Below are 25,978 nucleotides of genomic sequence, written 5' to 3'. Positions count from 1 at the left end.
CCCGAGCGAGCGATGACAAGCCACTACGATGTAGTGATTGTGGGCGGCGGGCCGGCGGGCAGCACGGTGGCGGCCCTGACCCGCCGCTATGCGCCTCAGTTGCGCCTGCTGCTGCTGGAAAGGGCGCTTTTTCCCCGCCATCATGTGGGAGAATCCCTGCTAGCGGGAGCCTCGCCCGTCTTGGAGGAGATGGGCGCCTATGAGAAGGTGGCCAATGCTGGCTTTCTGGAGAAGCTGGGGGCAACCTTTATTTGGGGCCGCAGCCGTGAGCCGTGGGGCTTTGAGTTTGATGAGTTGATCTCGCAGCTCGTGGCTCAGGGCAAGCGTCTGCCGCGGCTCTATACGCGGGCCTGGCAGGTGCGGCGCGCTGAGTACGATGAGCTGCTGCTGCGCCATGCGGCCAGCCTGGGGGTTGAGGTGCGCCAGGGGGCCCGGGTCACGCGCGTCCTCTGGGAGCGCGAACCGTTGGGGGCTTCGTCCTCAGATGCCGATGGTTGGGGGCCGCGTGCCATCGGCGTCGAGTTTGTCGATGGGCGTGGTTTGCAGACAGTCTATTGCGATTGGTTGCTCGACTGCAGCGGACAGCAGGCCCTGATCGGGCATGCGCTGAAGCTGCGCGAGTATGATCCTCAGATGAATAACTACGCCCTCTTTGGCTACTGGCAGGGGGCGAAGTGGCTCTATGAGTATACGGGCTACCCGGAGCTGACGCGCATCTGCATCATTACCACGCCGCGCGGCTGGATCTGGTATATTCCTCTGAAGCGCGATGTGATGAGCGTGGGCTTTGTAACCCATCGCCAGACGCTCAAGGAGCTGCCCGCCGGACCGGAACAGCTCTATCTGGAGGAGCTGCAGGCCTGTGACGAGGTGCGCGATCTGCTCAAGGAGGCCCACTTGACGCGCATTGCTGCCGATCAGCGGCGCGATGTCTGTGCTATTCAGGACTGGTCGTATCGCAGTCGCCGGCTCAGTGGGCCCGGCTGGGCGATGGTCGGCGATGCGGCGGGCTTTGTCGATCCGATCCTCTCCTCGGGCGTGATGTTGGCCCATGAGCTGGGACAGAAGGCGGCCTATACCCTGGTATCGAGCTTTGGGGCCAGCAGCGATGAGGAGGTTCGCCGCTACTGGGAGTTTTATGCTCAGACCTATCGCACCTATTTGCAGGCCTATCGCGACATGGCCGCCTTCTGGTACAGCAATAATTTTTCGCTAGAAAGCTGGTTCTGGCAGGCGCGGCGCATCCTGGCGCGCAGTGGCAGTGAGCTGAATCTCTCAGATCGCCAGGCTTTCACGCGTCTGGCCTCGGGCTATGCGACGCGTGCGGAGTCGCTGAGTCTCTTTGGCAGTTATCCCCTGCATGAAGCGCAGCAACTTGTCAACGGTCTCTTTGGGGCGCCCTATTGCCGCGAGGAGCTAGCAGCCCAGTACGCGGGGCGTCCGCTACGCCTCAAGGATGCCGAGCTGTGCGATGGCCTCTACTACTATCAGGGGGCAGTGCGTCAGACGCGGCGGGTGATCAACCGCCAGACGCGGCGCTATCTCGATCTGCATCCCGGCGAGGAGGTGCTACTCTCGCTCTTCGACGGTGCGCATACGCTGGCCCATCTGGAGGAGACGGTGAAGGCTCTGCAGGCTCTGCCGCAGACAGAGCGCCTGCCGCTGCGCTCGGGCCTTGATCTGCTGGTGCAGCTAGAGATGATTGGCGTTCTGGCCTGACGTGACGTGCTCGCCGCCAGCTCCTGCCCCATAGTCGCAGGCCCTGGCGGCGGCTGGCTCATAAATAAAAGTGGGCGGAGCGCCACGGTCGGCGGAATGGACCGGCAGCGCTGCTAGCGGGACACTATGGAGACCGCGCTGCGGAGCACCTCCGCCTGTGGCCGTGTCGCCCTGCATCGGCGGCGAACATGTGTAGTGGGCCTCAGTCCCTGCTGGCAGCCGAGTGATACTCGCTCGTGATGCCCAGGGCCTGCAGGGCCTGCGTCACGAGCGGCAGATCAGCGCGGGCGATGGCGCACCAGCGGTAGCGCAAGGTGGCCCTTTGGCTGGTTGGCTGCCGTTCACCGACGGCCTGCAGCAGGCGATACTCACGCCTGGGCAGGCGGCTCTCCAGGCCAAGCGCTAGCGTCTCGCTGCCGGTCGGGGCAAAGTGGGCTACGGTCTTTCTACCGGCGGCCTGGTCGAGGGCATAGCAGAGACGGGGCGTCTCAATGTCCATCTCCTCCCAGGGATGGGACTCCTGCAGAATCCGCCCCTGGTCCAGCAACACGATCCTGTAGTGGAAGCGTCCGCGCGACCAGCGGTCTGGCCTGCGCAGCAGGTAGCGCCCCGCTGGTAGCCTGGCGGCGCGGGTCACAGGCAGCCAGCGCTCTTCCTGGGGACCAGCGTGGTGGGGCCAGTAGACCTCACTGGGTTCGTCCTCCAGCGGGGCGCTGTCAACGGAGATAAGTGGAGCCTGCTGAAAGAAACTCTGCAACTCGGGCAGACTGGACGGCTGGGGACCGAGCCAGTTTGTCAGGCTCTGATAGGCGTAGGGCCAGCTCGCGCCCGCGGAGAGCGGTAGCAGGCGCAGGGTGTTGCGCAAAGTGATTTGCTCCTGGAGCACGGCGGGCAGCGCGTGCAGGGGGAGACCGCCGGCGAGCAGATAGTGGCTGCCGAGCGGAACAAGGCGCGGCGGGGCCGGTAACCAGTGCGCTCCCCTGTCGATGAGCTGGAGCAGATCGCCTTGCTCGGCGAGCCGCTCCAGGAGCCGGCGATCGATTTGCTCTGGAGCCGGCAGAGCACCGAAGCCGGCTCCGGCCTCGCGGAGCCGGTCTTGGTCAAAGGAGGCGGAGGCTAGCCGCTGCGGCGCGAAAGGTAGCAGCAGACGGCGCGCCTGGTGCAGCAGCGTACGGGTCGAAACGGCGGTGTCGCGGCTCATGCTCAGAGCGCCGGCGCGTCCCCGGCACAAGGCCCAGAGGACCACGCGTACGGCCTCGGCTTGCCGCGCCTCCGGCGTGGGCTGCCCGGTTCCCAGCAGCGAGGAGCTGACGAAATAGCCAGCCTCCTGGCTCTGTAGCAGCTCGATCTCAGCGCTCAAGGCGTTAGCTCACCTCCTCTGCGGAAGCTGTGGCGAGATCATAGGCCGCCTTATTGAGAAAACCCTCCTCGAAGGAACAGCCGAAGAATTGGGCTGTCTGCTTGAGAAGATCCAGGACGGCGAGAGCAGCGTTGGCGCTGGTGTCGTTGCTGGCTGTGCCCGCGAGCGTTTGATTGACGCTGAGGCGCCAGCGCTGCCAGTCTGCGGCTGCGACCTCGCCTCGCTCCTGGGGAGCGTTGAGCTGGTGCTGATTGAGGCTTAAGGGCAGCCGACTGGGCTCGAGGTGGACCAGCCAGCCCCGGGTGATGGTAGGTAGCGGCAGGCTGTGCAGATCGCTGTCGCAGGTTGCCGTCAGCAGCAGGTTGCGTGGCCAGTGAAAGGCCGCTAGAGAGCGGTAGGGGTCATCAGGGGGCAGCACCTGGGGATGGAAGAGCGGCACCGCTGTCGGCGTCGCTGTGGGACGGTGCTGCATGGCCATGTATTGCTGTAGAAGCGGGACGTAAACGGCGGCGCCGGGGATGCGGTCCAGTCCTTCGAGGACAACGATGGCGAGTTGCTCGGGATGGTTGGCGGCCCAGAGCACGGTATCGGCCAGGGGAGAGGCAGCAGGTAGGAAAAGCCGCTCTTTGGTGCTAAGCTGGCCGAGGAGGTCGAGCGGTTGCAGGGCATTGAGCGGAATGGGAACGCGGCAGAGGCGCCCACCGCTGAGCACCTGGCTGAGCGCTTCCAGCGTGGCGAGGGCGTGGGGTCCGCTGAGCGTGGGGATGAGGCCTGTCAGTAGAACAATGATGCAGAAGCGCACAGCCGCCGGCTTGACGCCGTTGTACTGAGCGGCCTGGCGGACGGTGTCCAGTTGGAGCAAGATAGAGGGATCAGCAATGGACTTATGCGGCCCGGCGTTGGCCAGCTCTGGCCAGAGGGCCTCTGTGGTGTGCTGGAGGGCGGTGCCTGTGCCCATGCCTCTACTGGTGTCTCTTCTGCTGCCTCTCCTATTGTCTGTACTGGCGCTGGCCACCAAGAGCCAGTGGTCTGCAAGCACCTGGCTCAGCACCTCTAGCGGCTGTTGGCGTAGCTCTTCCAGACGCTGCCAAAAGCGTGCCTCGAAGGCCTGAAGCTGCGCTTCTTGTTTCTGAAGTAGGCGCTTTTGTGCTTCTGTTTCTTCTTTATATAGCTCAAGCTCATCAGAGGCTTCTTTGATAGCTCGCGTGAGCTGATCAAGCTGCCGCTCACCGTCTGCAAGCTGCTGGCGTTGCTCAGCAAGACGGGCCTCAAGTTCGCGGGCAATGGCCTCCTCCTGCTCTCGATAGAACTGGGCCAGGTGCTGGCGGGCCTCTGCCTGAGCCTCCTGGTAGGCTCTCTGGTGGGCTGCTTCGCGGGCCGCAGCGAGCTGCTGCTGGACGGCGGGGAGCTGCTGCAGGAAGTCGCTGAACTGTTCCAGGGCGCTGATGGCCTGTTCTCCTTCGTGGAGCAGAGCTTTGGCCCGGGCGAGGGTGTCCGGCAAGAGGGACAAGGCCGTCGGCGGCAGAGAACTGAGGGCATGTTTCAGCGCTTTCAGGACGCGCCGCACTTCGTCGGGCTTGAAATCTTCTATGAGCAGTTGCTTGGAGGCGGTGAGCACCTGTTTGATGATCACACTGGGCGGTGACCAGTCCTGCTGCTCGCAGGCTTGTGGCTCGATGGTCAGGAGGCGTAGCTCCTCACCGTTGTCGAGTAGGAACGTAAGGATCTCTTGCTCATCTTGGGGAAGATCACAGACGGTCACGTATAGCTCCGAACTGCCGTCTGTGTAGGCGCGAGGACCCAGCCGCTCGCTGTCTAGCTCAATTGGCCCATAGAGCTGTTGCCCGTGTTGGATATAGATGGTTTTCGTATAGCATGGCCTGGCGAAGGGTTCGCTCAGCCTGGCGATGAGCCGCTCTCGTGGGGTAGTGCTCCAGTCGAGTATCTGAGCCAGTCCCTCAGGTGAGGGCAGGAGAGAGCCAGCGATACGGTAATGGGCATAGGTTGGTGAGTCTTTGCTGTCTTCACGAGCCGGAGTCGGCTCAACTCGAAAGCTGTAAAGCAGCCCTGGCGCCCACTCGGGCCAGCAGAGAACCTTACCGGCTTTGGGAAAACAGCTTTTATGCGCCTGCCAGATGAGCGGCTCCCACATCCGAGATTCACCATCGAAAAATGCGAGAGGAGTAACAAAAGCGAGTCTTTCCTTTAGATCATCTTTTTGAATAATTCCGATCCACCGATAGCTTTCAACATCGATCATGGCTAAGGCCTTTCCGATCCCAGTGGAAGCAGTGAAGCGAGCGGGCAAGTGAAGAGAGTCGCGAGTGTGAAGCTGCTACTGTCCCTGCAGAAGAGCCAGGAGGCGGAGCGCCACCCAGAGCGGTAAGCGAGCACGCAAGAGACGTCGCAGCGCCAGCGCGAGCGGCGGGTCATCCCGGTGGGCGGCCTGCTCTAGAGAGCGCAGCCGCTGCTCCAGAGCAACCGGGAGCGCCGGCGCAGGCTCGGCTGCGGGCAGGGCTGTGATGCAATAACTCAGCCAGAGCAGCTGTGCGCGTTGAGCGGCGCTGATCAGCGGAGCCGCGGCGACCGGCCTGGCGGCTGGCTGTAACGAGATCTCCAGGCAGCCCAGGGCGCTCCCATCGAGGATCAAGCGGGCCTGGCTGGCTCTGGAGAGCGCCGGCCAGATCTGCTGCTGCCAGAGAGCTGTGAGCTGCTCCCCCGTTGTCACCAAATCCGGGTGCCGCTGCCAGCCGGAGACAGGGCCAGCCCCACTGGCAGGCAGACCGGCATGAGAGCACTGCCAGGCGACAGTGATCGGAAAACCGTCCGGAGCCAGCTCCCAGCTCAGGGCTGCCCCTTCTTCTGCCGTCGTCAACTGGAGGCGGTGCGGCTCCGCCGTTATGGCAGCCCTTGCTGTCGACGCCGAGCTGAAAGCCGCGAATTCCTGCCGGGAGCCGTCTGGAGTCACCGCAGTGCAACGCAGGCCGGCCAGCACTTCAGATGGCCAGAGAGCGGCCCCGACCTCCTCAGTGCGGGAAGCAATAACAAAGGCCAGCCGACCCGGCTGGTTTTCCTGCCAGAGCTGATACGCGCCTGGGGCCAGGCCATCCAGTGCCACATAGACCATAGTGATCTCTCTGGTCAGCGCAAACCGTCGCCCCACAGACTCGCCATTGCCTTCTTGTTTAAGACGCAGATCCAGGGTGATGGTGCCGGCGTGCCCAGACTGGAAGGAGGCAAGGTCGGCGGGTGGCCTGCAGCCTACGACCACTTTCGGGCATGGCCCGAGCACGGGCGGCCCCTCCTCCGGGAGCAGCAGGGGCGGACTGAGCAACATCAGCGACCAGGCCGACCGCTGTGGTTTCAGGTCGCTATAGGTCAGCCAGCGCTTGAGGCGGGTCTCACAGTCCGGGGTGACCAGGGCCGCCGGCGTCAGCTCCAGTTCCCACAACTGCCAGCCGGAGCAGGGCGGACCGATCTGACGCTTCGAACCGGGCCAGTCCTCAAGTAGTCCCTGCTCAGCATCAAGGTTGCTGCGCACCAGCCAGTAGAGCCGCCTTCCAGGATAGAGCTTCACGCTCTCACCGCGGCGCAGGCGCCGGAGGAGCTTCTCCTCTTCTGTCTCAAGCTCCTCCTCCTCAACAAAGAGTGTTCCCTGCCAGTCGGTACCAAGCCCGGGCGTCTGGGGCACTGTCTGGAGGCGATGGCATCCGTTGGGAAGCCGACACCACAGCTCATATGCTGTGCCCTGGGGAGGCACCGGTAGCCGAGGTAAAAACGCCAGCTCCCTGAGCGATCGCCCCCCGGTTAGCGCTGGCGGGCCGGTCAGCAGACGAGCCTCTGCCGGCGAGCCGGCGAGCCGCAGCAACTCCCGCCATGTCTCCTCACCCAACGCCGAGAGATCAAGAGAGAGCTGCCAGCGTTCCCCCTGATCGTCTGGGTTCACCGTTAGCAACAAAGGTAGCCCTGAGAGGGCCTCGTCTCTATCCCCCAATTCATCGTCGTCATCGTCGGGCTTGGAACTACTGGGCCGACTGGCCGCGAGCGAGAGGCCTTTTGTAAAGAGATAGCCGTTATCTCGCAGCTTATGAAATGTCCCCCGGGAGAGGGAAACGCCCTCATCCTGTCTGCCGGGGCGAGGGAGCCGAATACCCCACTGAGCCAGCCGAAAAAGGCCCTCGCGCGTGATCTGAAAGGTCCCCTGGCTCTTACCTACAACAATATAGAAGTGGCTCCCGTCCTTGGCCTGAAAAAGCGTCGCCATCGAATCTCACTCTACAAGTACCTCATGCGGTGAGCAGCCGCCGGCAAACCAAATTAGGAAACAGGAGAAGCCGGGTCCCGGATCTGGTCAGGCCGGAGTGTTCCCAGAGGAGGTCTCACAGATGAAGCACAGCAGGCAGAAGATCAGACCAAAGGCCCCGGTGCTCTCATTGATGAGAGTTACTATACTCCATTAAGACAATCAAAAGCAAGAGAGATACTTCACTCTTCGCTGCAAAACTCGCCCCGGCACCACATCTGAGGTGGCTGGCTGACTCACTGGTTAGCTGACTGGCAATTGACGGCCCAGCGCGAAGCTAATGGTATGGGATGATGGGCCTCAACATTGCGGGGGGCGGCTAACAGAGGGAGATAGGGCGGAGCTGCCAGGTTTCCGACTTCTCCATCGAGAGACGTTTTGCAGCTAGCCAAAGGCGGACAGGAGGAGCGTTGACCCAACTCCTGTCCGCCTCCCTGGCATTGCTGGCCTGCGTAGAGCACTGAGGGTCGGCTCAGGCCTGGTCACTGCTCGCGGGACGGGTCTCAGCCGCTAGCCAGCGCAGGTAGCCAGCGCTGCCGGCCACCAGTGGCAAGGCGATAATCTCCGGCTCCTCGTAGGAGTGAGCCGCGCGAATGGCCTGCTCGACTGCGCTATAGAGATCGGCGCGCGTCTTGGCGCTACAGAGCCATTCCTGAGCCTGCTCAATAGCTCCCTGCCACCAATAGACGCTCTGAATAGGGCCGGAGATCTGCACACAGGCGGCCAGGCGCTGCTCGATGAGCTGCTGGGCGATCCGGCGTGCGCCCTCCTCCGAATCGATCGTTGTGCGCACCTCAAGGAACTCTGCCATTGTCTACCTGTTCCTTCCTTCAACCTGGGCTAGGCAACGGATTGAAGAAATCACGGGCCAGCCGCTGGATCTGTGGCTCATGCCGCCAGGAGCGCGGCGCCCGCTGAAAGACTTCGAGTACCTCATTATAGCGTTTCTGGCTGTGCAGCGTCAGGGCCAACTCGGCCTCCTGGCGTACATAGCGGGCGAAAAGATCCAGTCAATGGCCTGCCAACCGCGCTGCTGATAGCCAAAGTCGGAGAAGTGAGCGCTCAGCTCCAGGCACATCTTGCCCTCCCACTGGTAGAGCAACGTTCAAGCCACATTCGGCATAGGCGAAGCTGGGGTCGAGTTCTGGGGAGTGGGGAAAGCGTCCTGAGCGAGCGTCATATAGTGGAGCGCCCGACGCTCGTCGCCAGACTGAGCATAAGCCTCAGCCAGCCCCAGCGCCACATCGCTGCCCGGCATCCACCAGTCCCTCGGCGGCAGCGGTCAGGCTCGCGCTGCCGTCGCCAGCGAAGGGTTCCAGCAGCAGGGTCAGGCCTGCTGGCCAGAGACCGCGAGCTGATCTGCTGCCTGGGGAGAACCAGCGGCGCACGTAGGGAATAAGCCGGGTCTTGCCGCCTGGGTAGCGAAAGGGGCTACGCTAAGTAAGGTACACTGGCTGTATGAACAGGCCCAGGCTCTGTCTCCGCCTGGAAGGAGGCAGGACCACTGGCATTGTTTGCTACCGCACCATCATCAAAGAGCGGACTTATCAGAGAAAAGACATGTTCTTTTGAATGAACCCATTCAATCCTCCTCCCAATCATGAAGCTCCGAGGCCGTCGGAAAGCTGCTGAACGTCTTCCCAATTTCTCGCCTGGCAGCGAGCCTGCGCTTTGGTCGCCTGGGGCGACTCTTTCCCTGAAGCTCTATTCTTCCCAGAGGGAGGAACCTGGGAAACCGCTGCGGGCGCAGCTAGCGCGCTCTGCAGAGGCCCAAAAAGCGACTGCCTGGACCGGGCGATCCAGGCAGTCCGGTGTCACAACAAGCAGGAAACCCAGGGCGTGAGGGTGTGAGTGAGGTGGTAACGAATCTCCTGCTGCTCTTGCTCCTGCCGCTCTTCCCACCGCCCTCATGTGCGGCGCGCGAGCAGGAAGAGCTTGCCCCGACTGATCGATGACTGACCCCTTTCCTGAGCTTGTCTACTGAATGATCTCCCTGGCGCTAGGCGCGAACCTGGGGACCACGCGCGGGCCGCTGCGATTTGGCGCGCATCTGGGCGGCATGCTGGGCAATCACCGTAGCCGTGCTGCTCGGATAAGTCACCCGGAAGCCGTCATAGTTGGGGTAAAGCGTGCCGTCGTCCTGCAGGCCCGTCAAAATCCAGAACTGATCACCGTTGCCATTCAAACGATAGACCTGGTCGGTCCACTGGCGATAGATATTGTCACGGGTGGCCATGTCCAGCCAGCCATATTCCTCCAGCACCACCGGCTTGCCCAGCGCGTGACCATCGCGGATATGATCGGCGATCCATTGTAGCGACCAGGCGTTGTCTTTGCCCCAGTAGTCGGGATAAAGGTGGAAGGTGCCGTAGTCGACCGTTGGCAGCGCAACCAGGCGCTTCCAGTCCACGCCCTGGCTGCCGTTGCGCGTCCAGTCGGTGTTCCCCGGCTCGTTGTACCAGCCCTCGTCACCAACCGCCACCAGGTGCAGACCGTCCATGCTCTTGATAAAGGCACTCATCTCGCGGACCCAGGCCGTCAGAGTCTGGCCGCTCGGGTCCGACTGACAGCGCGGCTCATTGGCCAGCTCCCAGGTCATGATCGTGGGGTCGTGGTAGAGCGGTTTGCCTGTGTAACGGTTCACGCGGTGAAGGAAGTGACGCACATAGGCCTTGTAGGCAGCCTTGATCTGGGGGTTGGTATAGAAGTCGTCATGACCACTGGCCCCGAACCAGGCCACATATTGATTCATGCCGCCGAAGTCATCCCAGTTGTTGACCAACGGCACTACCAGCTTGATCCCAAGCTGCCCGGCGCGCCAGACAGTGTAGTCAAAGCGCTCGTAGCCGTCTTCAGGATAGACCCCGGGCGAGGGCTGCATGACAAAGCCGTTATGCGGCTGCCCGTCAAGGAAACCCCAGATGCGGAGGACCGGCAGCCCCATCGCGACAACATCCTTGAGAACATCGTCGATCATGAAATGGGACTGATAATGCATATAATAGTTGTTAGTGCCGGCGAAATAGAAAGGCTCGCCACCCAGCATAAAAATGGGTCCGCGCCGGGTCACAAAGCTGTCACGCTTCTGTCGCAGGCTGGCTGCCGAGAAACGAGGGGGTGATGCAGTGTCTCCACTGGGGCGCGCAAAAGCCGTTCCCGCACCAAAGCCTGTACCCGCCGCCCACAAGCCTAATCCGGCGGCGGCTGCAGCTCCAAGAAACGCTCTCCGGCTCACAGACAGTCGCGGGCTGTCATCAGCATGTGCATCCTGCATATGCTCTGCTCCTTCCTGGATGAGTGGCTGCGCTCCAGTCGTTTCAATGAACTATGCAAATTTTTCAATGAACCGTTACACGGAAGAATGGTACCATCTTGCCGGCCATTCTGTCAATAGGTGCCCTTTCTCATAGTTGAGTCTCGTCTTACCACCTGCTGGCCGGCCTAAAGATTGACATAAATCAATGTGGATGTTATCTTTTTCGTAAACGTTTCACAGCCTCGGAGGAATCGGCGTTGGCAAACACAGTCACCTTGAGAGACATCGCCAGGGAAGCGGGGGTCTCAGTTGGCACCGTTTCACGCGTACTCAACAACCACGGCAACGTCACCGAAGAGACGCGCCAGCGTGTCTTACGCGCGGCCTCGCGCCTGGGCTACTTCGGGGGTGGGAGGCAGGGCCTGGGCCAGGCGAGTGAGGAGCGACCTTTCGAAGGGCGGGCGGTTCGCGAGATTGGCTTTCTCTTCTGCTCGTTTCTGCCCAAGACCAGCGTTCCCACCAATCCATTTTGGTCGCACATTCTGCATGGAGTTGAGAGCGAGGCGCGGCGGGCCAACGTCAAAGTGACCTACCGCGCGATTAGCGAAGTCCAGACCGACCCTGACCGCCTGCTGACGATGATCTACGATATGCGCCTTGGCGGCATTCTGCTGGTGGGGCCGGCGGAGGCCGTGACGGTGCGCACCATTCAACAGACGGGCACGCCACTAGTGCTCGTCGACAATTATGTCCCTGGAACAGATGCTGTGCTGGGCAACAACCTGGACGGCGCTCGCCTGGCTGTTGAGTACCTGATCAGCCTGGGCCATCGCCGCATTGCCTTCATGGGGGGCCCTTTTGTCACAGGGACGGCTGAGCGACAGGGGAAAGAGCCGCCCCGAAATCGGGTCTACACCATCGAGCGTCGTGCTCAGGGGTATCGCCTGGCTCTCCTGGAAGCTGGCCTGCCGATCCTGCCGGAGCTGTACGAGGACGGCGGCCTGTCGATGGATGGCGGCTATCTGGCCTGCAGACGGCTGCTGGAGCGCAAGGTGCCATTTAGTGCCCTCTTCTGCGCCAACGACGAGATGGCCGTTGGGGCAATGAAGGCTCTGCGTGAGGCCGGGCGGCGTCTGCCCGAAGATGTCTCGCTGGTCGGCTTCGACGACATCGATATGGTGGAGCACCTGACGCCAGCTCTGACGACAGTTCGCGTCAATAAGGAGGCGCTCGGCATCGTGGCCCTGCGGCGGCTGCTGGCTCTGATCAGCCATCCCGACCCCGTGCACGTGGTCTCTATGCTAGACGTAGAGCTAGTGAAACGCGAGTCGGCCTGCGCCCCTGCTCCTTCTGCCCGGCTCTGAGGCGCTTATACCCACTCCTTCGCGCATCTGGGCCCTGACGCGCTCCTGTCAGGCTACATAAGGAGGAAGGAAGCGCCTTGTTGGTCCCCACGCAGGGATGCTGCCAACCACGTGTCAGAAGAGCGCTGCTCTCTCCCGCTGTTCAAGATTGCTGCCGGCTGAGCCGACGCCGGCTGGTTCCCTCGCACGTCTCGCGGGCCGGACCCCGGAGACGGGCTGCTGCAGCCGGCGTATGCTCCTTGTCTGGATGCTTTTGTGTGAGGAACAATGACAGCCTTGATTCGCTCAGATCGCGTGCTTGTCTTTGCTGATCCGGCCTATCCGCGGGCCTGCAGTCAGGCCCTGCCAGGCAGACTGCTGCCCGTCCCCTTTGAGGTCTGTGACGCCGCCCATCTGGCTGAGGCCCTGGGGACCTCGCCGCGCCTTCTGGTCTCTTTTCATGGTCCCTATTTCCCAAAGGCTGCCTGGAATGCCTTATTGCATTTCTTGGAGCGTGGGGGCAATCTGGCGATCTTCGGCGGGATGCCCTTCGCGCGACCAGTGACCGCTACAGGCGAGGTCGAGCCGGAACAGGATGTCTATACCCGTCAGCTCTGCCTGGGGCCTTTCTTCCCCGTGGATCTGGCGGCGGGCGGGGCGCAACCAGGCTCGTTGCGCCTGGTCGCTGCGCCGGAGGCACACTTTTTGCGTAATTGCGCGCTATCTCTGCCTTCAGAGCGACCAGGACGCTTCTGGGCCTGTTATCCGCGTTTGACACAGACATCCGACTACCCCGAAGAGATTGGCTCAGCGGGGCCGTTTGATACCTTGTTACGGCCTCTGCTGTTCGCCGTTGCCACCACGCCCTATGGTGAAGAGCGGCTGGCGACGCCTGCCTTAGTGCTCGACCAGCTAGGGGGGCGCTTCCAGGGAGGGCGCTGGCTGCTCTCGCTCTGGGAGCCTGCCGCTGAAGAGGATTGGCTGACCCTGGCTGAGCCTATTCGGCGCTTGATCGCCTTTGCACTAGAAGACCCGCTCTGCTTTGCTGTTCGCCCGGTGCTGGCCTGCTATCAGCCGCAGGAGACACCTGCTCTGGTGGTGACACTGCCCGAGCGGCTGGCGCTGGAGCTACGCATCACCGTGACCCATGTCGATGAGGGCGAGGTACTGCAAAGCTGGACCTTTGAGGCGCCCGCCTCACCGCTGCGCTACGAACGCTATCTGCAGTTGCCGTCACCTCCCAGGCCCGGCCTCTATCGAGTGCGCAGCGAGTATCGTCCTGGGGGAGGTCAGTGGCTGGCCCAGGAGACAGGCTTTTGGGTCTGGGATGAGACGCTGATCGCTGCGACGCGCGGAAAGCGCCTGGTGGCGGGACGCGACTATTTTTATCAGGGCGAGCGCCTCTTTCTGGTCTGCGGCACGACCTATATGGATAGCCGCGTCCAGCGTAAGTACTGGCGCCTGCCCAATCCGGCCCGCTGGGAGCGTGAGATGGCTGAGATGAAGGCCGCTGGCATCAATATGCTGCGAACTGGTCTCTGGACAGCCTGGCGCGAGGTGATGCCGGTCGCCGGGGTTCCGACAGAGTCTTTCCTGCGTGCGCTCGATGCCTTTGTCCTGACGGCCTGCCGCCACGATCTGCAGGTGATCTTTACCTTCTTTGCCTTCTTCCCGCCGCTCTTTGATGGTCTGAACCCCTGGCTTGATCCGCGCGCGCTGGAGGCCCAGGAGCGCTTTCTAGCCCTGCTGGCCCGCCGCTATGCCCGCGTGGAGCTGCTGTCGTGGGATCTAATCAATGAGCCAAGCTTTGGGGCGCCGGCCCGCGCCTTCGCTCAGCGGCCCCTGCCAAACTATGATCGCTACGAGCAAGAGGCCTTTGTCCAGTGGCTCAAAGAGCGCTACTCGCTGGAACAGTTGCAGCTGCGCTGGCGTGAGACACCGGCGGAGCTGCCTTCTTGGGAGCAGGTGCGCCTGCCGCGCGAGGCCGACTATTCAACAGCGGTGCGCGATACAACGGCCCGCGCCATGCTCAAGGTGGCCGACTATACGCGCTTTTCGCAAGAGATGTTTGTGGCCTGGGCGCGGCGCATGTATCGCGTTATCCGCGCCGCCGGCAGCCAGACGCTGATCGGCGTGGGCCAGGATGAGGCGGGCGCGCGCATTGCACCGCAGTTTTACGCCAGCGCCGTTGATTATACGACAACGCATCCCTGGTGGAACGTCGATGACCTGCTCTGGGATATGCTCCTTGATAAGACGCCGGAGCGGCCTAATCTGATCCAGGAGACGGGAGTGATGCTGGTGCGCGATGTTGATGGCCGCCCCTGGCGCACAGAGCAGGCTAATGCCTGGCTGCTGGAGCGCAAGCTGATCTTGGGCCTGATAGCCAATGGGGCCGGGCTGATCCAGTGGCTTTGGCATACCAATGCCTACATGACCAGCGAGAATGAGAATAGCATCGGTCTGGTGCGCGCCGATGGCAGCGCCAAGCCGGAGCTGCTGGTGATGCGCGAGTTCTGTCGCCTGGTCCAGGCCCTGGAGGGGCAGCTCCAGGAGACGCCGGAGCCGCCGCCGGTCTGGCTGGTGATCCCGTACAGTCAGTGGTTTATCCGCCCGGACCTGGGGGCGCTACCGACCCGCCAGGCGGTGCGCGCTCTGGCTTATGAGCTGGGCGTGATCCCGCAGCTCATCGGTGAGCACCGCTTACCGGAGCTGCTTGCCAGGCACTATCGGCCCCAGACGCTCATTGTGCCTTCTCTCCAGTTCTGTGAGCCGGCGGCCTGGTTCGCCGTGCTCGATTATGTATATCGCGGTGGCACGGCCCTGGTGAGCGGTGTCATCGGGCGCGACCTGCATAATCTGCCCTTCGAGGCGCGCCTGAACAACGGCGCTGCGCTGCCCGAGCCAGAACCTGAGCCGGTGGCTCCCTATGAGGAGCTCCTGCTTGAGCCTGGGAGCCGCTATCAGCTGAGTTTTGCCCAAGAGAAGACGGGCTACGTGCGCAAAGCTCATAATGAGTTGCGTGAGCTGCGCTTTGGAGCAGGACGCCTGCTATGGGCGGGGGTGCCACTGGAGCTGGCCAGCGAGCTGGAGCCGCTGGCGCGCCTCTATCAGCGGGTGCTGGGGAGAACGCCCCTGGAGCCACAGCCCGAGGGGCGGCGCCGTCCCTGGCTGCTGGTGCGCCGTCCGCTCAAGGAGGGCACGCTCCTGCTGGTGGTTTCCGAAGCTGGCAGTGAGCAGCGGATCACGCTCCCGGAGGAGGGCCTGACGCTGGCGGTGGCTCCGCAGCGTGCGGGGGCTGTGCTGTGGCGTCGTGGGGAGCCGCCGCGCACCTTTGGGGGTCTGCGCTGCCGTGAGGCAGATTAAGCAATGGGAGGAGCCGACGGGGAAGCGATGTCTAGTGCGACATTTGCTTCCCCGCTGGCGGCAGGGTGTAGCTCTGGACAGAGGCCATTTGTCCAGTTATACTATGATGCCTGTTCGAGAACTCTTCTTTTCAGAATGGGGCTGCCGATGAGCAGATTCCATCCTCTTTCCTTGTAATGTAAGAGGAGAAAGAACAGGGCGTGAACCATAGGCTGGCTTGCCCAGGACAGATGCCGGAGCTTTTAGGGGCAAGGTGGCACAAAGGGATGTGGGTTGTTTGATAGCCATAGCCTCACGTGAGCAGGGCCTGCATTGTGGGAGGAGGCTTGAAAGTTACCGCCAGGGGTGTGAACTGTGCAAAAGCAAAAGCGGTGATCCTTCCTGTGAATGGAGGAAACGTTGTGGGCACATGATTGGTACATACGACACAGCCTCCTAGCACATGCGCGGTAATCGCTGCCGTTTGACTATCCCTGATCGTCACACTAAAGGGATTGCTCCTACGCTGCAACACGAACGAGCAATTCACCGATCTCAGCTCGCTGACTGCTGCTCTTGACAGCAACAGGCCCAAAATGAGATAATCTAATTAACTATGGATCTCGTTGCAAAAGTATACTGTGGCTGGCAGGCTTCCCCGAGATGCCAAACTAGTCATAGTATAGGCAATCAGCGAGTCCTGGGGAAAGGCAAACCTCTCAGACAGCGGGTGCTGTGGCGGTCCATCGACGCAGCTCGCCCATAGCGCAGCAAAGAGGCGAGACCGGACAAAGGTCCCTTCTCACGACCGACTCACTCCTCTCTGACTGAGAAAGCTGCACGGCAGATACGGCGCGGCCATCGCCTTATCTGCGTCTATGCATGCAAGAGAAGCATTGCGTGCAACAAACGAATATGAAGCATGCCGTTGCCTCGTCGGGCCAGCAACGCTGCCGCCTGCCCTGTCGTTTGGTGCCGCGAAGGTGAGGCCACTGCGCTGGAGGAAGAGCGCAAGGGGGTATCTTATGACAAGCGCCCTCTGGTGTTAAAAGGCGCTCTGCTGCTTCAGTCTTCCTCGATGCGATAACGTCGCTGTTGATCCCTGACTGCGCTTCAAGGAGGAATGCATGGCAACGGTCTCAGAGACGAGTCCCGTCACTGTACGCCGCATGGTCCCCATTCTAGCGGCCAGCACCGTCGGAACGGCCATCGAGTGGTACGATTTCTTCCTCTACGGTTTCCTCTCGGCGACGGTCTTCCCCAAGCTCTTTTTCCCGGAGCTGGACCCGGTAGCGGGGACAATCGCCTCCTTTACGACCAACTTTGTCGGCTTCTTTGCTCGTCCGCTCGGTGGGGCCTTCTTTGGCTGGTTTGGGGATCGCGTGGGGCGCAAATCGACACTGATTGCGACGCTCCTGCTGATGGGGATCGCCACGGCCCTGATGGGTCTCTTGCCGGGCTATGGTCAGATCGGCCTGGCGGCTCCACTGGTGCTCTCCGTGTTGCGCTTCCTACAGGGGGCTGGCGTGGGGGGCGAATGGGGTGGCTCGGTGCTGCTCTCGATGGAGTATGGCGACGATCGCCGCCGCGGCTTCTGGATGAGCTGGCCTCAGACAGGCGTGCCGCTGGGGTTGGCCCTGGCGGCCATCGCGGTACTAGGCTTTCAGGCCCTGTTCCCTGGTGAGGCTTTCCTGTCGATCGGCTGGCGCATTCCTTTCCTGCTGAGTGTGCTGCTGATCTTCGTCGGCCTCTATATCCGCCTGCGCATTCTGGAAACGCCGGCCTTCCGTCGCGTCAAAGAGACGGGGCGCATCGCTCATGTGCCGCTGGTAGAGGTCTTCCGCCACTACTGGCGCGAGATCATCCTGTCGGCGCTGGTGCGCTCGGCTGAACAGGCGCCCTTCTATCTGTTCACGACGTTCATCCTCTCCTATGGTTCCAAGACGCTCAAGGTCGATTCCAGTGTCCTGTATGCTGGCCTGATTATCTCGGCGCTTTGCAGCCTGGTCCTGATGCCGACCTGGAGCCACCTGTCCGATCGCTTTGGGCGCAAGCGCTGGTATATGATTGGCTGCGTCCTGATGGCCCTCTATGCTTTCCCCTACTTCCTCTTGCTGGAGACGCGCCTGCCCGTGGTCGTGGTGCTGGCGATGATCCTCTCGATCAGTTTCTTCCACGACTGGCTCTACGGTCCGCAGGCAGCCTTGATCTCGGAGCGCTTCGGAACGCGCCTGCGCTATAGCGGCGCCTCGCTCGGCTATCAGCTCGCTTCGATTACGGCGGGCGGCCCGGCGCCGATCCTGGCGACCTGGCTGGTGGCTAATACGCGCACATACATAGGGGCGGGTACTCCTCCCTATACCCTGATCGCCGTCTTCATCATCTTCATGGCGGTGGTCTCCTTCATCTCAACGGCCCTGATCGGACGCGAGCTAGCTGGTCAGGCCGCCGTGGAGGAGGTCGGCGGCGAAAGCACGGAAGGCCCAACGCTGGCGGCCCAGGCGCAGTAGCCCGGCGCTGACCGGAGCTGGAGCGCAGCCAGAAACTAGACGACCCCTCATCTTGCTGGCTACAGTGAAGCTGCTGAGAGGCGGGCCTCCTTCCCTCGCTCCAGCGAGCAGGGCCCGCCTCTTCTTTGCTATGTCGGCAGTCAGGGGCCTGGCTCTGCTGGGGAGCCAGAGGGAACGGCGGAAGATGGGAGCAGGAGGATAAAGCCCTGAGCGATCATGGCTGCCGTCAGAAAGTAGAATAGGGCTTCCTCCAGGGGGACATTGCCGAGGGTCAGACCCAGGATGAGCGTGGGCTGAAAGAACCAGAGATGTTGAGCAATGGCCAGGCTATCGGCCAGGGTCAGGTAGCTGCCAACAAGAAGCACCGCCCAGGGCCAGCGGTGGCGCCAGGCCCAGAGCTTGCGCCAGCCAAGGAGCCATTGCAGGCCCAGAATGGGCAAGGCCCAGGCCACTAAGAAGAGCAGATAGGTCATGTGCGCCATGCTCGCTCAGGCTCCTTTCTTGTTGGCAAGCTGTCCCTCTGAGATGCGGCGCCTGGGGGCAGAGCGGGAACGAGAAAGCAAGAGGGCGAAAAGCAAGAGGGTGGTCAGCAGGGTCTCCAGCAGCGCGAAGAGATATTCTTCGAGAGGGATAAGCCAGAGGCGTAGGCCCCAGGTCTGGGCGGAAGACCAGTTCCAGATACCACGCGCGACGGCAGCGTGATCCCAGGGGGCCATAGCCAACAGCACAATGCAGGCGAGCAGGGCCGTAGTCAGCCAGTAGCGCCGGCAGAGCAGTTGCCGGCGCAGCAGCAGGGCCAGTAAAGCGCTGGGTGCAAGCAGGAACAGAGCCAGAAAGCCAGCGTAAGTCATACAAGATCGCTCCTGTGATTGTGGATTGGGCAAGAGTGGATGAGATGGATCGCATGAGTGAGAGAGGATAAGAGGGCGAAGAGACGAAAAGGACCTCTCGCACGATGCCCCTCTTCTGAGAAGGACGCTGACCACGTCCGTTTCTGGTCCTGGCCCGCCCCATCGCTGAGGCTTCTGTCTGCTACGCAGGAAGAAGAGGCAGGCGCCCAGGGCGGAATAAGGCTCTGACAGCGCGCTGATCACCGTCTGGGCGGTCTGCAGGCGAGCACGCGAGCGCGGCAGGCGCCACGCGCCTCCAGACGCCTGCCGTCGTCGGAGGGCGCGGCGCCTCCCTCCTCACGCAGCGGGGGGTAGGGGCGAGCGAAATGCACGTCCCCGCGCTGAAGCCGTGTGCCCCTCAGCGCAGGCCGCGCACGACCCCGCTGCGTCAAGAGGCGCCCGTGTGCCAGGCAGCCCCTGGTCGAAAGGAAGCAGCGAGAAGCGCGCCGGCAGGCGGCTCACTCACGGTCCCAACATGACCAGGCGCTCAATGGTCATCTCACGGATAGCATAGGCCGGCCCTTCCTTGCCGAACCCGCTATCTTTCATGCCGCCGTAGGGCATGCCGTCGGCGCGCGTACTGGAGGTGCCATTGATAATCACACCGCCCACTTCCAGACGCCGGGCCAGCTCCAGGGCCGTCGCCAGCGACGACGTATAGACCCCGGCTTGCAGACCGTAGCGGCTGGCGTTCGCCGCCTCAATTGCCTCCTCCAGACGTTCGAAGCGCACGAGGCTAACCACTGGCGCGAAGATCTCCTCGCGTGTGATGCGCATGGGAGGCCGAACCTCGCACAGCAGCGTTGGCCGGAAGAGCGTGCCCTCGCAGGAGCCGCCGACCAGCACGCGCGCCCCCGATTGCAGCGCCTCCTCAACCAGCGCGCAAGCCCGCGCTGCCGCGCTCTGACTAATCAGCGGCCCGACGTCCGTCGCCGGGTCCGCGGGGTCACCGCTCTTCAGCGCTGCCACATGCTCGCTCAAGAGCGCCATAAACTCGCGCTCGACTGAAGCGTGGACAAAGAGCGACTGAACCGAAGTACAGACCTGGCCGGCTTTGCGATAGCCGGCGTGAGCTACATCGCGAGCGGCGCGCTCCAAATCGGCGTCAGCGCAGATAATGGTGGCCGAGACGCTGCCCAGCTCCAGCGAGACCGGGCGAAGGCCCGTTTCACGCTTCACCAGCGCCCCCACCTCGGTCGAGCCGGTGAAGGTCGTAAAGCCGATGCGCGGATCGCGCAAGAGCCGCAGGCCGACCTCGGAGCCGGAGCCATAGAGCACCTGCAGACGGCCCTCCGGTAGCCCGGCCTCGTAGAGGATCTGAGCCAGCAGCGAGGCCGTCAGCGGGGTCAGCTCCGCCGGCTTGAGAATAACGGCATTGCCAGCGGCCAGGGCTGGCCCGATTTTGTGACAGACGGTATTGAGCGGCGCATTGAAGGGCGTAATCGCCAGGACGATGCCCAGCGGCACGCGAATCGTGAAGGCTAGACGCTGCTCAAAGCCAGGGCTGGCGTCCAGCGGCACCACTTCGCCACCCAGACGCAGAGCCTCCTGCGCACAAAGGGTCAGAGTCACCACGGCCCGGGCAAATTCCTGCTCAACATCTTTGCGCGAAAAACCCGTTTCGCGGCGCATGGTCTCCAGGACAGTGGTCCGGCGCTCTTCGAGCAGCCCCACTGCTCGCTGAAGCACTGCCGCCCGCTCGCGTGCCGGCCACGGGCGCCGGCTAGCCTGCTCTGCCGCCTGCAGCGCCTGCTCAATCTCACGCTCCCCGGCCCGCGGTAGTTCACCAATGATCTCGCCGCTCCACTTGTCGCGCACAACGACCGCCCTGGCGGCAGCCGATGACTGACTCATCGTGCTCATCCTTTCCTCATTGCTCCTGAATAATGCAGGCAGAGATCTTCTCTTCCCATGTGGACCAGGCTTGCTCAACCAGCCTGGCCCTGACAGGCTGTGACCAGCGGGGTGAGACGCCAGGCGTTAGCTGGCCTTATCAAGGGCCCGTCTCTCGCGCGACCACTGCCCGGCGGCCCGCCCGGCGCGTCGACCGAAGACCGAACCGGCCATTAAACCAGCCCCGCCCGGATAGTTGTGGTAGAAGAGGCCTCCGACCAGCTCACCAGCGGCATACAGGCCGGGAATCGGCAGATTGAGCCGATCCAGCACACGCCCATCGGGATCGATGCGCAGCCCCCCGAAAGTGAAGGTGATGCCGCAGGTGACCGCAAAGGCATAGTAGGGAGGCGTATCCAGAGGTTGGGCCCAGTTCGATTTTTTGGGCGTGATGCCGACCGTGCACTTACCGTCTTTGATGGCCGGGTTGAACTTCACATCGCGCACCACGGCGGCGTTAAAGGCGGCAACCGTCTCCTCCAGGCCGTCGGGATCGATGCCGGCCTTCTGCGCCAACTCGCGGATCGTCATAGCCTCGAAGCGCGAAACGCCGGGCGCAGTATACTCATCCTTGCGCAGCAGCGGCTCAGTTTTGGCATCGAAGAGCTGGAAAGCAATGCCATCGGGCTGCTTCATAATCTCGGCACCGTAGCGGGCATAGGTATAGTTGCGGAAATCAGCCCCTTCATCGATGAAGCGCTTCCCCTGGCTGTTGACCACAATTCCCAACGGGTAGGACTGCTTGGTCAACAGGTTGGTCAGGAAGCGGTCGCCGTAGGGAGGAGAAGCGACGTCCCAGGCTACAGAGTGGCAGCCACTCCAGTGGCCATATGGCTGGGCCCCCAGGGCCAGCGCAGCAAAGAGCACCTCGCCCGTGTTGTAGGGGGTCCCGCGCACGCGAGCCAGATCCCAGCCTGGCCCCAGGTAGCACGTGCGTAGCTGGGGATTGGCCTCGAAGCCGCCCGCAGCCAGAACCACGGCGCCAGCCCGAATACGCTGTCGCTCTCTCCCAGGCGGAGCGCATAGCACACCGCACACTGTCCCCGCCGCGTCGCGCTCCAGGTCAATGACCGGACTGTTAAAGCGCACTTCGATGCCGCTGGCCGTTGCCGCCTGCAGATGCTGCTCAATTAATCCCTTGCCGCCATTGACTGTACCCAGAGCCAGCCCGCCCCAGAAGCGGAACTCACCGTCGACCTGGAATGACTGGCGATCGTACATCAGGCGGAAGCGCAGCCCTTTCTGATGAAGCCAACGGATCGTTTCAGCAGCCTCTTGCACCAGAATGGCCGTCAGCTCTGGGTCACAGCGGCCCTTGGTCGTGCGCTGCATATCCTGCAGGAACTGCTCAGGCGTATAGGGAGGGAGCGCGGTTCGCTGGAGAAAAGCCTCATCGCGCTCGTCCAGCAGCGGCAGCAGCTCCTCCAGGCTAGAAAAGGTGGTGCGGAAGGCGCCCGCTGTGAAATAGCTGTTGCCGCCAGCCCAGTCGCTGCCGGCCTTTTCCAGCACCAGTACCTTATCCACCTGCTCGCGCGCCGCATGTGCAGCGCTCAGGCCGGCGTTACCACCGCCGACCACGATGACATCGTAGTACTCGGTCATTGGCCCTCCATTACCAGTTGTACCATTGCGCGCCCGTCGCTGCGAATCAGTTTAGACGTCAGACGCTGGCTAATCTCCACATGTGCTGGATGCTGCATATAGCGCTCCCAGGCCTCCATGTCATCAAGATCGGCCACCAGCGCTACTGTGTACTGCTGATCACGCGGGCTGATGTTGCGCCCAGCCACCAGGCTGCGCAAACCCGGTACTTGCCCGACCAGTGAGCGCCAGGCGGCACACAGCTCCTCTAGCTGTTCTGGCGTCGCCTCGGCGCGGGCCTTCCCAAGAAAGATATGGCGTATCACCTTGCTGTCTCCCTCCTTTCTCCTCGCTCGCTCGCTCGCTCGCCCGCCCGTCCACCCGCTCGCTTACTCCCTTCCTCCTGAGCCTCTAGCCTGGGTGAGCTACATGGTCAGCCAGCCGCCATCGACGTAGAGTGTGATCCCCGTGATATAGGCTGACTCATCAGAGGCCAGGAAGATCGCCGCTCCGGCCAGATCGCTCGGCTGCCCAACGCGTCCCATCGGGATATGCGCCAGCGTGGCCGCCAACGACTGCGGATCATCCAGGCGATCCTTGCTCAGCTCGGTGTAGATCGGACCGGGGCCAATGGCATTGACGCGGATATTGGCCTTGACCAGCGCCAGCGCCATCGCTTTGGTCAGGGTACGCACGCCGCCCTTGCTGGCACAGTAGTGAACGGTCGTCGGGTTGACGCTCTCGGCATTAACCGAGGCGATATTGATGATGACACCGCCACCTTGCTCCTTCATCCGGCGCGCAAATGCCTGACCGCAGAGAAAGGTCCCCTTCAAATTGACGTTGAGCACCCGATCCCATTCAGCTTCAGTGATCTCCAGAAAATCGTAACGTCCGATAACACCGGCATTGTTGACCAGAATATCGACACGTCCGAATTCACGCACCGTCCAGGCGGCCAGCTCATTGACCTCCGCCGCGTTGGTGACATCGAGATGCCGCCCGACAACCCGTTGACCTGTCGCCTGAGCAAGCTCGCTAGCTGTCCGACGGGCAGCCTCCTCCATGATGTCAGCGATCACCACGTGGGCCCCTTCGCGAGCATAGGCTTCAGCGATGGCGCGTCCGTTGCCACGTGCCGCACCAGTAACCACAGCAATACGATCCTTCAAGCGCTCTCCCATGATAGTAGCCAGCTCCTTTCCGTGTTTTTTGCTTGCTTCAAGGCCGCCAAGGCTGGACGAGCGGCGACCAGCTCTCTGTGAGAGATATGGCAGGCAGAGGCCGGCGGGCCGGCCGGCTTGTTCAGGCCCGGCCCCTGCCGGTCACTGCGCTGGTGGGCGTCAGGCACACACGCACAAAACGAGCACCTGCCCGCCGCTAGGCGCCCGCACTGCCGGGCGAGGCCGCTCCGCTGTCGGTACTGTTGACCTCGCTCTCACGCCGATCGCGACGCTCCAGCTCGCCGGCGGGCACTGTCACTACGATGAAAAGCAGATCCTCCAGGCCCGTATTGGCCAGCGAATGGACTACCCCGGGAGGGATGAAAATCGCCGTATGCGGCTCAACCACGTATTGACGCTCGCCCAGACGCATGAGGCCACGTCCCTTGAGAATGTAGTAGACATGTTCGGCGTGCTCATGGACGTGATTCTCTGCGTAGCCGCGCGGCTGATAGAGCGAGAGCCGGAAATCAAAGTAGCGCGTCGTGCTATTATCCGGGTTGACCAGCAGCTTGGAATAGGCCTCGTGATGCTGCGGTGGCTCGACCCAGACCAATTCTTCGGCCCGTACCGGACGCACCTCGCTGGCCTCCTTGGGAATCGAAGAAGGTCGCGGATCAAACGACGGCGATGCACTCATAGCTGATCCTCCCTCCAACTGGGGTCGGGCAGCGGATGAGGCAACGGCGGTAGCTCCCAGCTTGCCGTTGCCGGCGGCCTGATCTCGCGATCGACGCGCACATCAAGGACCGTCGGGCGCTCGCTTGCCAGGGCCTGGCGCAGGAGATCGCCCAGATCGCCGGGGCGCTCGACCGTATAACCCTCAGCCCCCATTGCGCGCGCCATAGCCGCGAAATCTGCCGAGAGCAGGCGCCCACTCTTCACCTCGACAAAGCTGGTCACCAGCTCGCGCCCGCTGCCAAAGTAGCCGAGCTGCTGATCGCGGATCGAACAATAGCCATAGTTGTTCCAGACCAGCCAGACGACGGGAATGGCATATTCGACCGCCGTGGCGACCGTAGCCGGCCACATCAAGAAGCCGCCATCGCCGCAGACACTGACCACGCTACGCTCAGGAGCGGCCAGCTTGGCCCCCAGAGCACCAGCGACCCCGAAACCCATTGACGCGAAACCGAAGCTCTGCAGCAACGTACGTGAGCGATAGGCCGGGAAGGCCGAAACCAGCCAGTTATGGTGAACGCCGACATCGGAGACCACAATAGCGTCCTCGGGCAAAGCTGCGCGCAGCTCACTGATGACACGCTCGGGCCGAATGGGCACCGCCTCCGAGCGGCGCGGCTCATTGACATGGGCCTCCCATTTGCGTTGCCACTCGCCAATCTTTTCCAGCCAGGCTCGGCGTGCTTCCGCTTGCGCCTCTAACGCTGTCGTCGCACACGACGACAGGGCCTCCAGCAACTGACGCAGCACCGTTCTCACATCGCCGACAATGCCGACCGCTGGCTGAAAATTCCTGCCGATCTCACTGGGATCGATATCGACATGAATCAGCCTGGTGGGTGGAATACGATAAGTAAAGCCAGGCAACCAGGAGCTAGTCGAGCGATCATCAAAGCGCGTTCCTAATGCCAGAATGACATCGGCGTTACGCGTCGCGGCGTTGGCCGGATAGCTGCCGTTGCGGCCCGTTGCTCCCAGACTCAAGCGATGGCGCGCGTCGATGACACCCTTGCCGAGCGGTGTGGTCGCCACCGGGATCGATAGGCGCTCGGCAAGGTGCAACAGCTCCGTTTCGGCCTGGCTCAACTCGACACCATGCCCGGCTACGATCACCGGACGCTGGGCTGCCAGCAAAAGGCGCAGCGCCTCCTGCAAATCAGCGGGATCGGCGCCGGCGCGCGACGAGATCGGGCACTCCCATAGCTCACGCTCGGCCTCCTCACGCTCCACGGTCTCAACAAAGACATTGAGCGGCACATCGAGATGAACCGGTCCCGGGCGCCCGCTCAGCATCAACGTGTAGGCCTGGCGCAGAGCCAACGGGAGCATGTCGGCCCGCGTCGGCTGAAAGCTGCGCTTGACATAGGGGCGCAAGACATTCACAAACTCCCCCTGGAAGTAGCGCCCGCTCTCCTGAAAGGGGCCGCGGTTCCACTGCGAGGTAGGCACATTGCCAGTGATGGCCAGGAAGGCCGACGAATCCATGAAGGCCGAGGCGATGGCCGGCACCAGATTGGTGGAACCAGGACCACAGGAGGTAAAGGTCGCAACCGGCCTCTGAGCGACGCGGAAATAGGCGTCGGCCATGAAGGCGGCGCAGGCCTCATGGTGCACAGAAATCGCCTGTAACTCGTCCCGACGATCGTAGACGGCATCCAGAAAGCCAAGGATACCGTGACCGCAGAGACCGAAGACGTAGGGGACGCCACGCCTGATCAGAAAATCTACGATCAGTTCCGCCCCCTTGATAGCTGCCATCGACGATCAATCCTCCTCCTGCTGACTGACAACGGAATGATGATAGTGGTGCAAGCACAGGGCGCGCTGGCCAGACTCAGGCTATGGCCTGCCACACCCAGCGGCTAGCCGGCTCG

General features: G+C 62.5%; 21 protein-coding genes. 4 read left to right on the top strand and 17 right to left on the bottom strand.

Features of this window, described 5'->3' with window-relative positions; translation table 11 throughout:
* The first annotated feature begins 12 nt into the window (after positions 1 to 12).
* The gene (locus AC6H1L_RS06505) at positions 13 to 1,719 is read left to right on the top strand and encodes an NAD(P)/FAD-dependent oxidoreductase (protein WP_497600718.1); all 1,707 of its coding nucleotides are present in this window, start codon (positions 13 to 15) and stop codon (positions 1,717 to 1,719) included.
* Here the strand turns inward: AC6H1L_RS06505 and AC6H1L_RS06500 are convergent.
* From AC6H1L_RS06500 to AC6H1L_RS06460, 9 genes are all read right to left on the bottom strand, one after another.
* Positions 1,693 to 1,896 carry a hypothetical protein gene (locus AC6H1L_RS06500; RefSeq protein ID WP_497600717.1) on the bottom strand — a complete coding sequence of 68 codons (204 nt, stop codon included), beginning with the start codon at positions 1,894 to 1,896 and terminating at the stop codon, positions 1,693 to 1,695. The genes AC6H1L_RS06505 and AC6H1L_RS06500 overlap by 27 nt on opposite strands.
* Positions 1,897 to 1,921: 25 nt before the next feature.
* Positions 1,922 to 3,079 carry a Druantia-type antiviral defence protein DruD gene (druD, locus tag AC6H1L_RS06495; protein ID WP_497600716.1) on the bottom strand — a complete coding sequence of 386 codons (1,158 nt, stop codon included), beginning with the start codon at positions 3,077 to 3,079 and terminating at the stop codon, positions 1,922 to 1,924.
* 4 nt (positions 3,080 to 3,083) lie between these two features.
* The gene (locus tag AC6H1L_RS06490) at positions 3,084 to 5,231 is read right to left on the bottom strand and encodes a hypothetical protein (protein ID WP_497600715.1); all 2,148 of its coding nucleotides are present in this window, start codon (positions 5,229 to 5,231) and stop codon (positions 3,084 to 3,086) included.
* A 183-nt stretch (positions 5,232 to 5,414) separates the two neighbouring features.
* Entirely contained in the window at positions 5,415 to 7,343 is a 1,929-nt protein-coding gene (locus AC6H1L_RS06485; RefSeq protein ID WP_497600714.1) for a hypothetical protein, read from the bottom strand.
* Positions 7,344 to 7,854: 511 nt separating this feature from the next.
* Positions 7,855 to 8,193 (bottom strand): divalent-cation tolerance protein CutA, encoded by a 339-nt coding sequence (gene cutA, locus AC6H1L_RS06480; protein ID WP_497600713.1) that lies wholly within the window; start codon positions 8,191 to 8,193, stop codon positions 7,855 to 7,857.
* Between the two features lie 19 nt (positions 8,194 to 8,212).
* Positions 8,213 to 8,353, bottom strand: a complete 141-nt coding sequence (locus tag AC6H1L_RS06475) for a hypothetical protein (RefSeq protein ID WP_497600712.1) — start codon at positions 8,351 to 8,353, stop codon at positions 8,213 to 8,215.
* Positions 8,344 to 8,484: a hypothetical protein gene (locus AC6H1L_RS06470; protein WP_497600711.1), complete on the bottom strand. Its 141-nt coding sequence runs from the start codon at positions 8,482 to 8,484 to the stop codon at positions 8,344 to 8,346. The genes AC6H1L_RS06475 and AC6H1L_RS06470 overlap by 10 nt, the downstream gene beginning before the upstream one ends.
* 3 nt (positions 8,485 to 8,487) lie before the next feature.
* Positions 8,488 to 8,640, bottom strand: a complete 153-nt coding sequence (locus tag AC6H1L_RS06465) for a hypothetical protein (RefSeq protein ID WP_497600710.1) — start codon at positions 8,638 to 8,640, stop codon at positions 8,488 to 8,490.
* Between the two features lie 741 nt (positions 8,641 to 9,381).
* Positions 9,382 to 10,656, bottom strand: a complete 1,275-nt coding sequence (locus tag AC6H1L_RS06460; RefSeq protein ID WP_497600709.1) for a glycoside hydrolase 5 family protein — start codon at positions 10,654 to 10,656, stop codon at positions 9,382 to 9,384.
* 239 nt (positions 10,657 to 10,895) lie between these two features.
* Between AC6H1L_RS06460 and AC6H1L_RS06455 the strand changes: the two genes are divergently transcribed.
* From AC6H1L_RS06455 to AC6H1L_RS06445, 3 genes are all read left to right on the top strand, one after another.
* Positions 10,896 to 12,002, top strand: coding sequence for a LacI family DNA-binding transcriptional regulator (locus tag AC6H1L_RS06455; RefSeq protein ID WP_497600708.1), 1,107 nt, complete (start codon positions 10,896 to 10,898; stop codon positions 12,000 to 12,002).
* 267 nt (positions 12,003 to 12,269) lie between these two features.
* Positions 12,270 to 15,347, top strand: coding sequence for a beta-galactosidase (locus AC6H1L_RS06450; RefSeq protein WP_497600707.1), 3,078 nt, complete (start codon positions 12,270 to 12,272; stop codon positions 15,345 to 15,347).
* A gap of 1,106 nt (positions 15,348 to 16,453) precedes the next feature.
* A complete protein-coding gene (locus AC6H1L_RS06445) occupies positions 16,454 to 17,836 on the top strand; it encodes an MFS transporter (RefSeq protein ID WP_497600706.1) in 1,383 nt (460 codons plus the stop codon).
* 140 nt (positions 17,837 to 17,976) lie between these two features.
* On the opposite strand, the gene AC6H1L_RS06440 is transcribed toward AC6H1L_RS06445, so the two are convergent.
* The 8 genes from AC6H1L_RS06440 to AC6H1L_RS06405 form a co-directional block, all read right to left on the bottom strand.
* On the bottom strand, positions 17,977 to 18,318 hold the full coding sequence (locus AC6H1L_RS06440) for a lycopene cyclase domain-containing protein (protein WP_497600705.1): 342 nt from the start codon (positions 18,316 to 18,318) through the stop codon (positions 17,977 to 17,979).
* A 6-nt stretch (positions 18,319 to 18,324) separates the two neighbouring features.
* The gene (locus AC6H1L_RS06435; protein ID WP_497600704.1) at positions 18,325 to 18,687 is read right to left on the bottom strand and encodes a lycopene cyclase domain-containing protein; all 363 of its coding nucleotides are present in this window, start codon (positions 18,685 to 18,687) and stop codon (positions 18,325 to 18,327) included.
* A gap of 501 nt (positions 18,688 to 19,188) precedes the next feature.
* Positions 19,189 to 20,589 (bottom strand): aldehyde dehydrogenase family protein, encoded by a 1,401-nt coding sequence (locus tag AC6H1L_RS06430; protein WP_497600703.1) that lies wholly within the window; start codon positions 20,587 to 20,589, stop codon positions 19,189 to 19,191.
* Between the two features lie 117 nt (positions 20,590 to 20,706).
* Entirely contained in the window at positions 20,707 to 22,221 is a 1,515-nt protein-coding gene (gene tcuA, locus AC6H1L_RS06425) for an FAD-dependent tricarballylate dehydrogenase TcuA (protein WP_497600702.1), read from the bottom strand.
* Positions 22,218 to 22,526: a Dabb family protein gene (locus tag AC6H1L_RS06420; RefSeq protein WP_497600701.1), complete on the bottom strand. Its 309-nt coding sequence runs from the start codon at positions 22,524 to 22,526 to the stop codon at positions 22,218 to 22,220. Before AC6H1L_RS06420 ends, tcuA begins: the two co-directional genes overlap by 4 nt.
* 99 nt (positions 22,527 to 22,625) lie before the next feature.
* Entirely contained in the window at positions 22,626 to 23,384 is a 759-nt protein-coding gene (locus AC6H1L_RS06415) for an SDR family NAD(P)-dependent oxidoreductase (protein WP_497600700.1), read from the bottom strand.
* Positions 23,385 to 23,580: 196 nt separating this feature from the next.
* Complete coding sequence (locus AC6H1L_RS06410) at positions 23,581 to 24,063, bottom strand: cupin domain-containing protein (RefSeq protein ID WP_497600699.1); 483 nt, start codon at positions 24,061 to 24,063, stop codon at positions 23,581 to 23,583.
* Positions 24,060 to 25,862, bottom strand: coding sequence for a thiamine pyrophosphate-binding protein (locus AC6H1L_RS06405; protein ID WP_497600698.1), 1,803 nt, complete (start codon positions 25,860 to 25,862; stop codon positions 24,060 to 24,062). The genes AC6H1L_RS06410 and AC6H1L_RS06405 overlap by 4 nt, the downstream gene beginning before the upstream one ends.
* Positions 25,863 to 25,978 lie beyond the last annotated feature (116 nt).

It is taken from the genome of Thermogemmatispora argillosa, from assembly GCF_059696725.1.
This window is presented reverse-complemented; position numbering and strand designations above follow the sequence as displayed.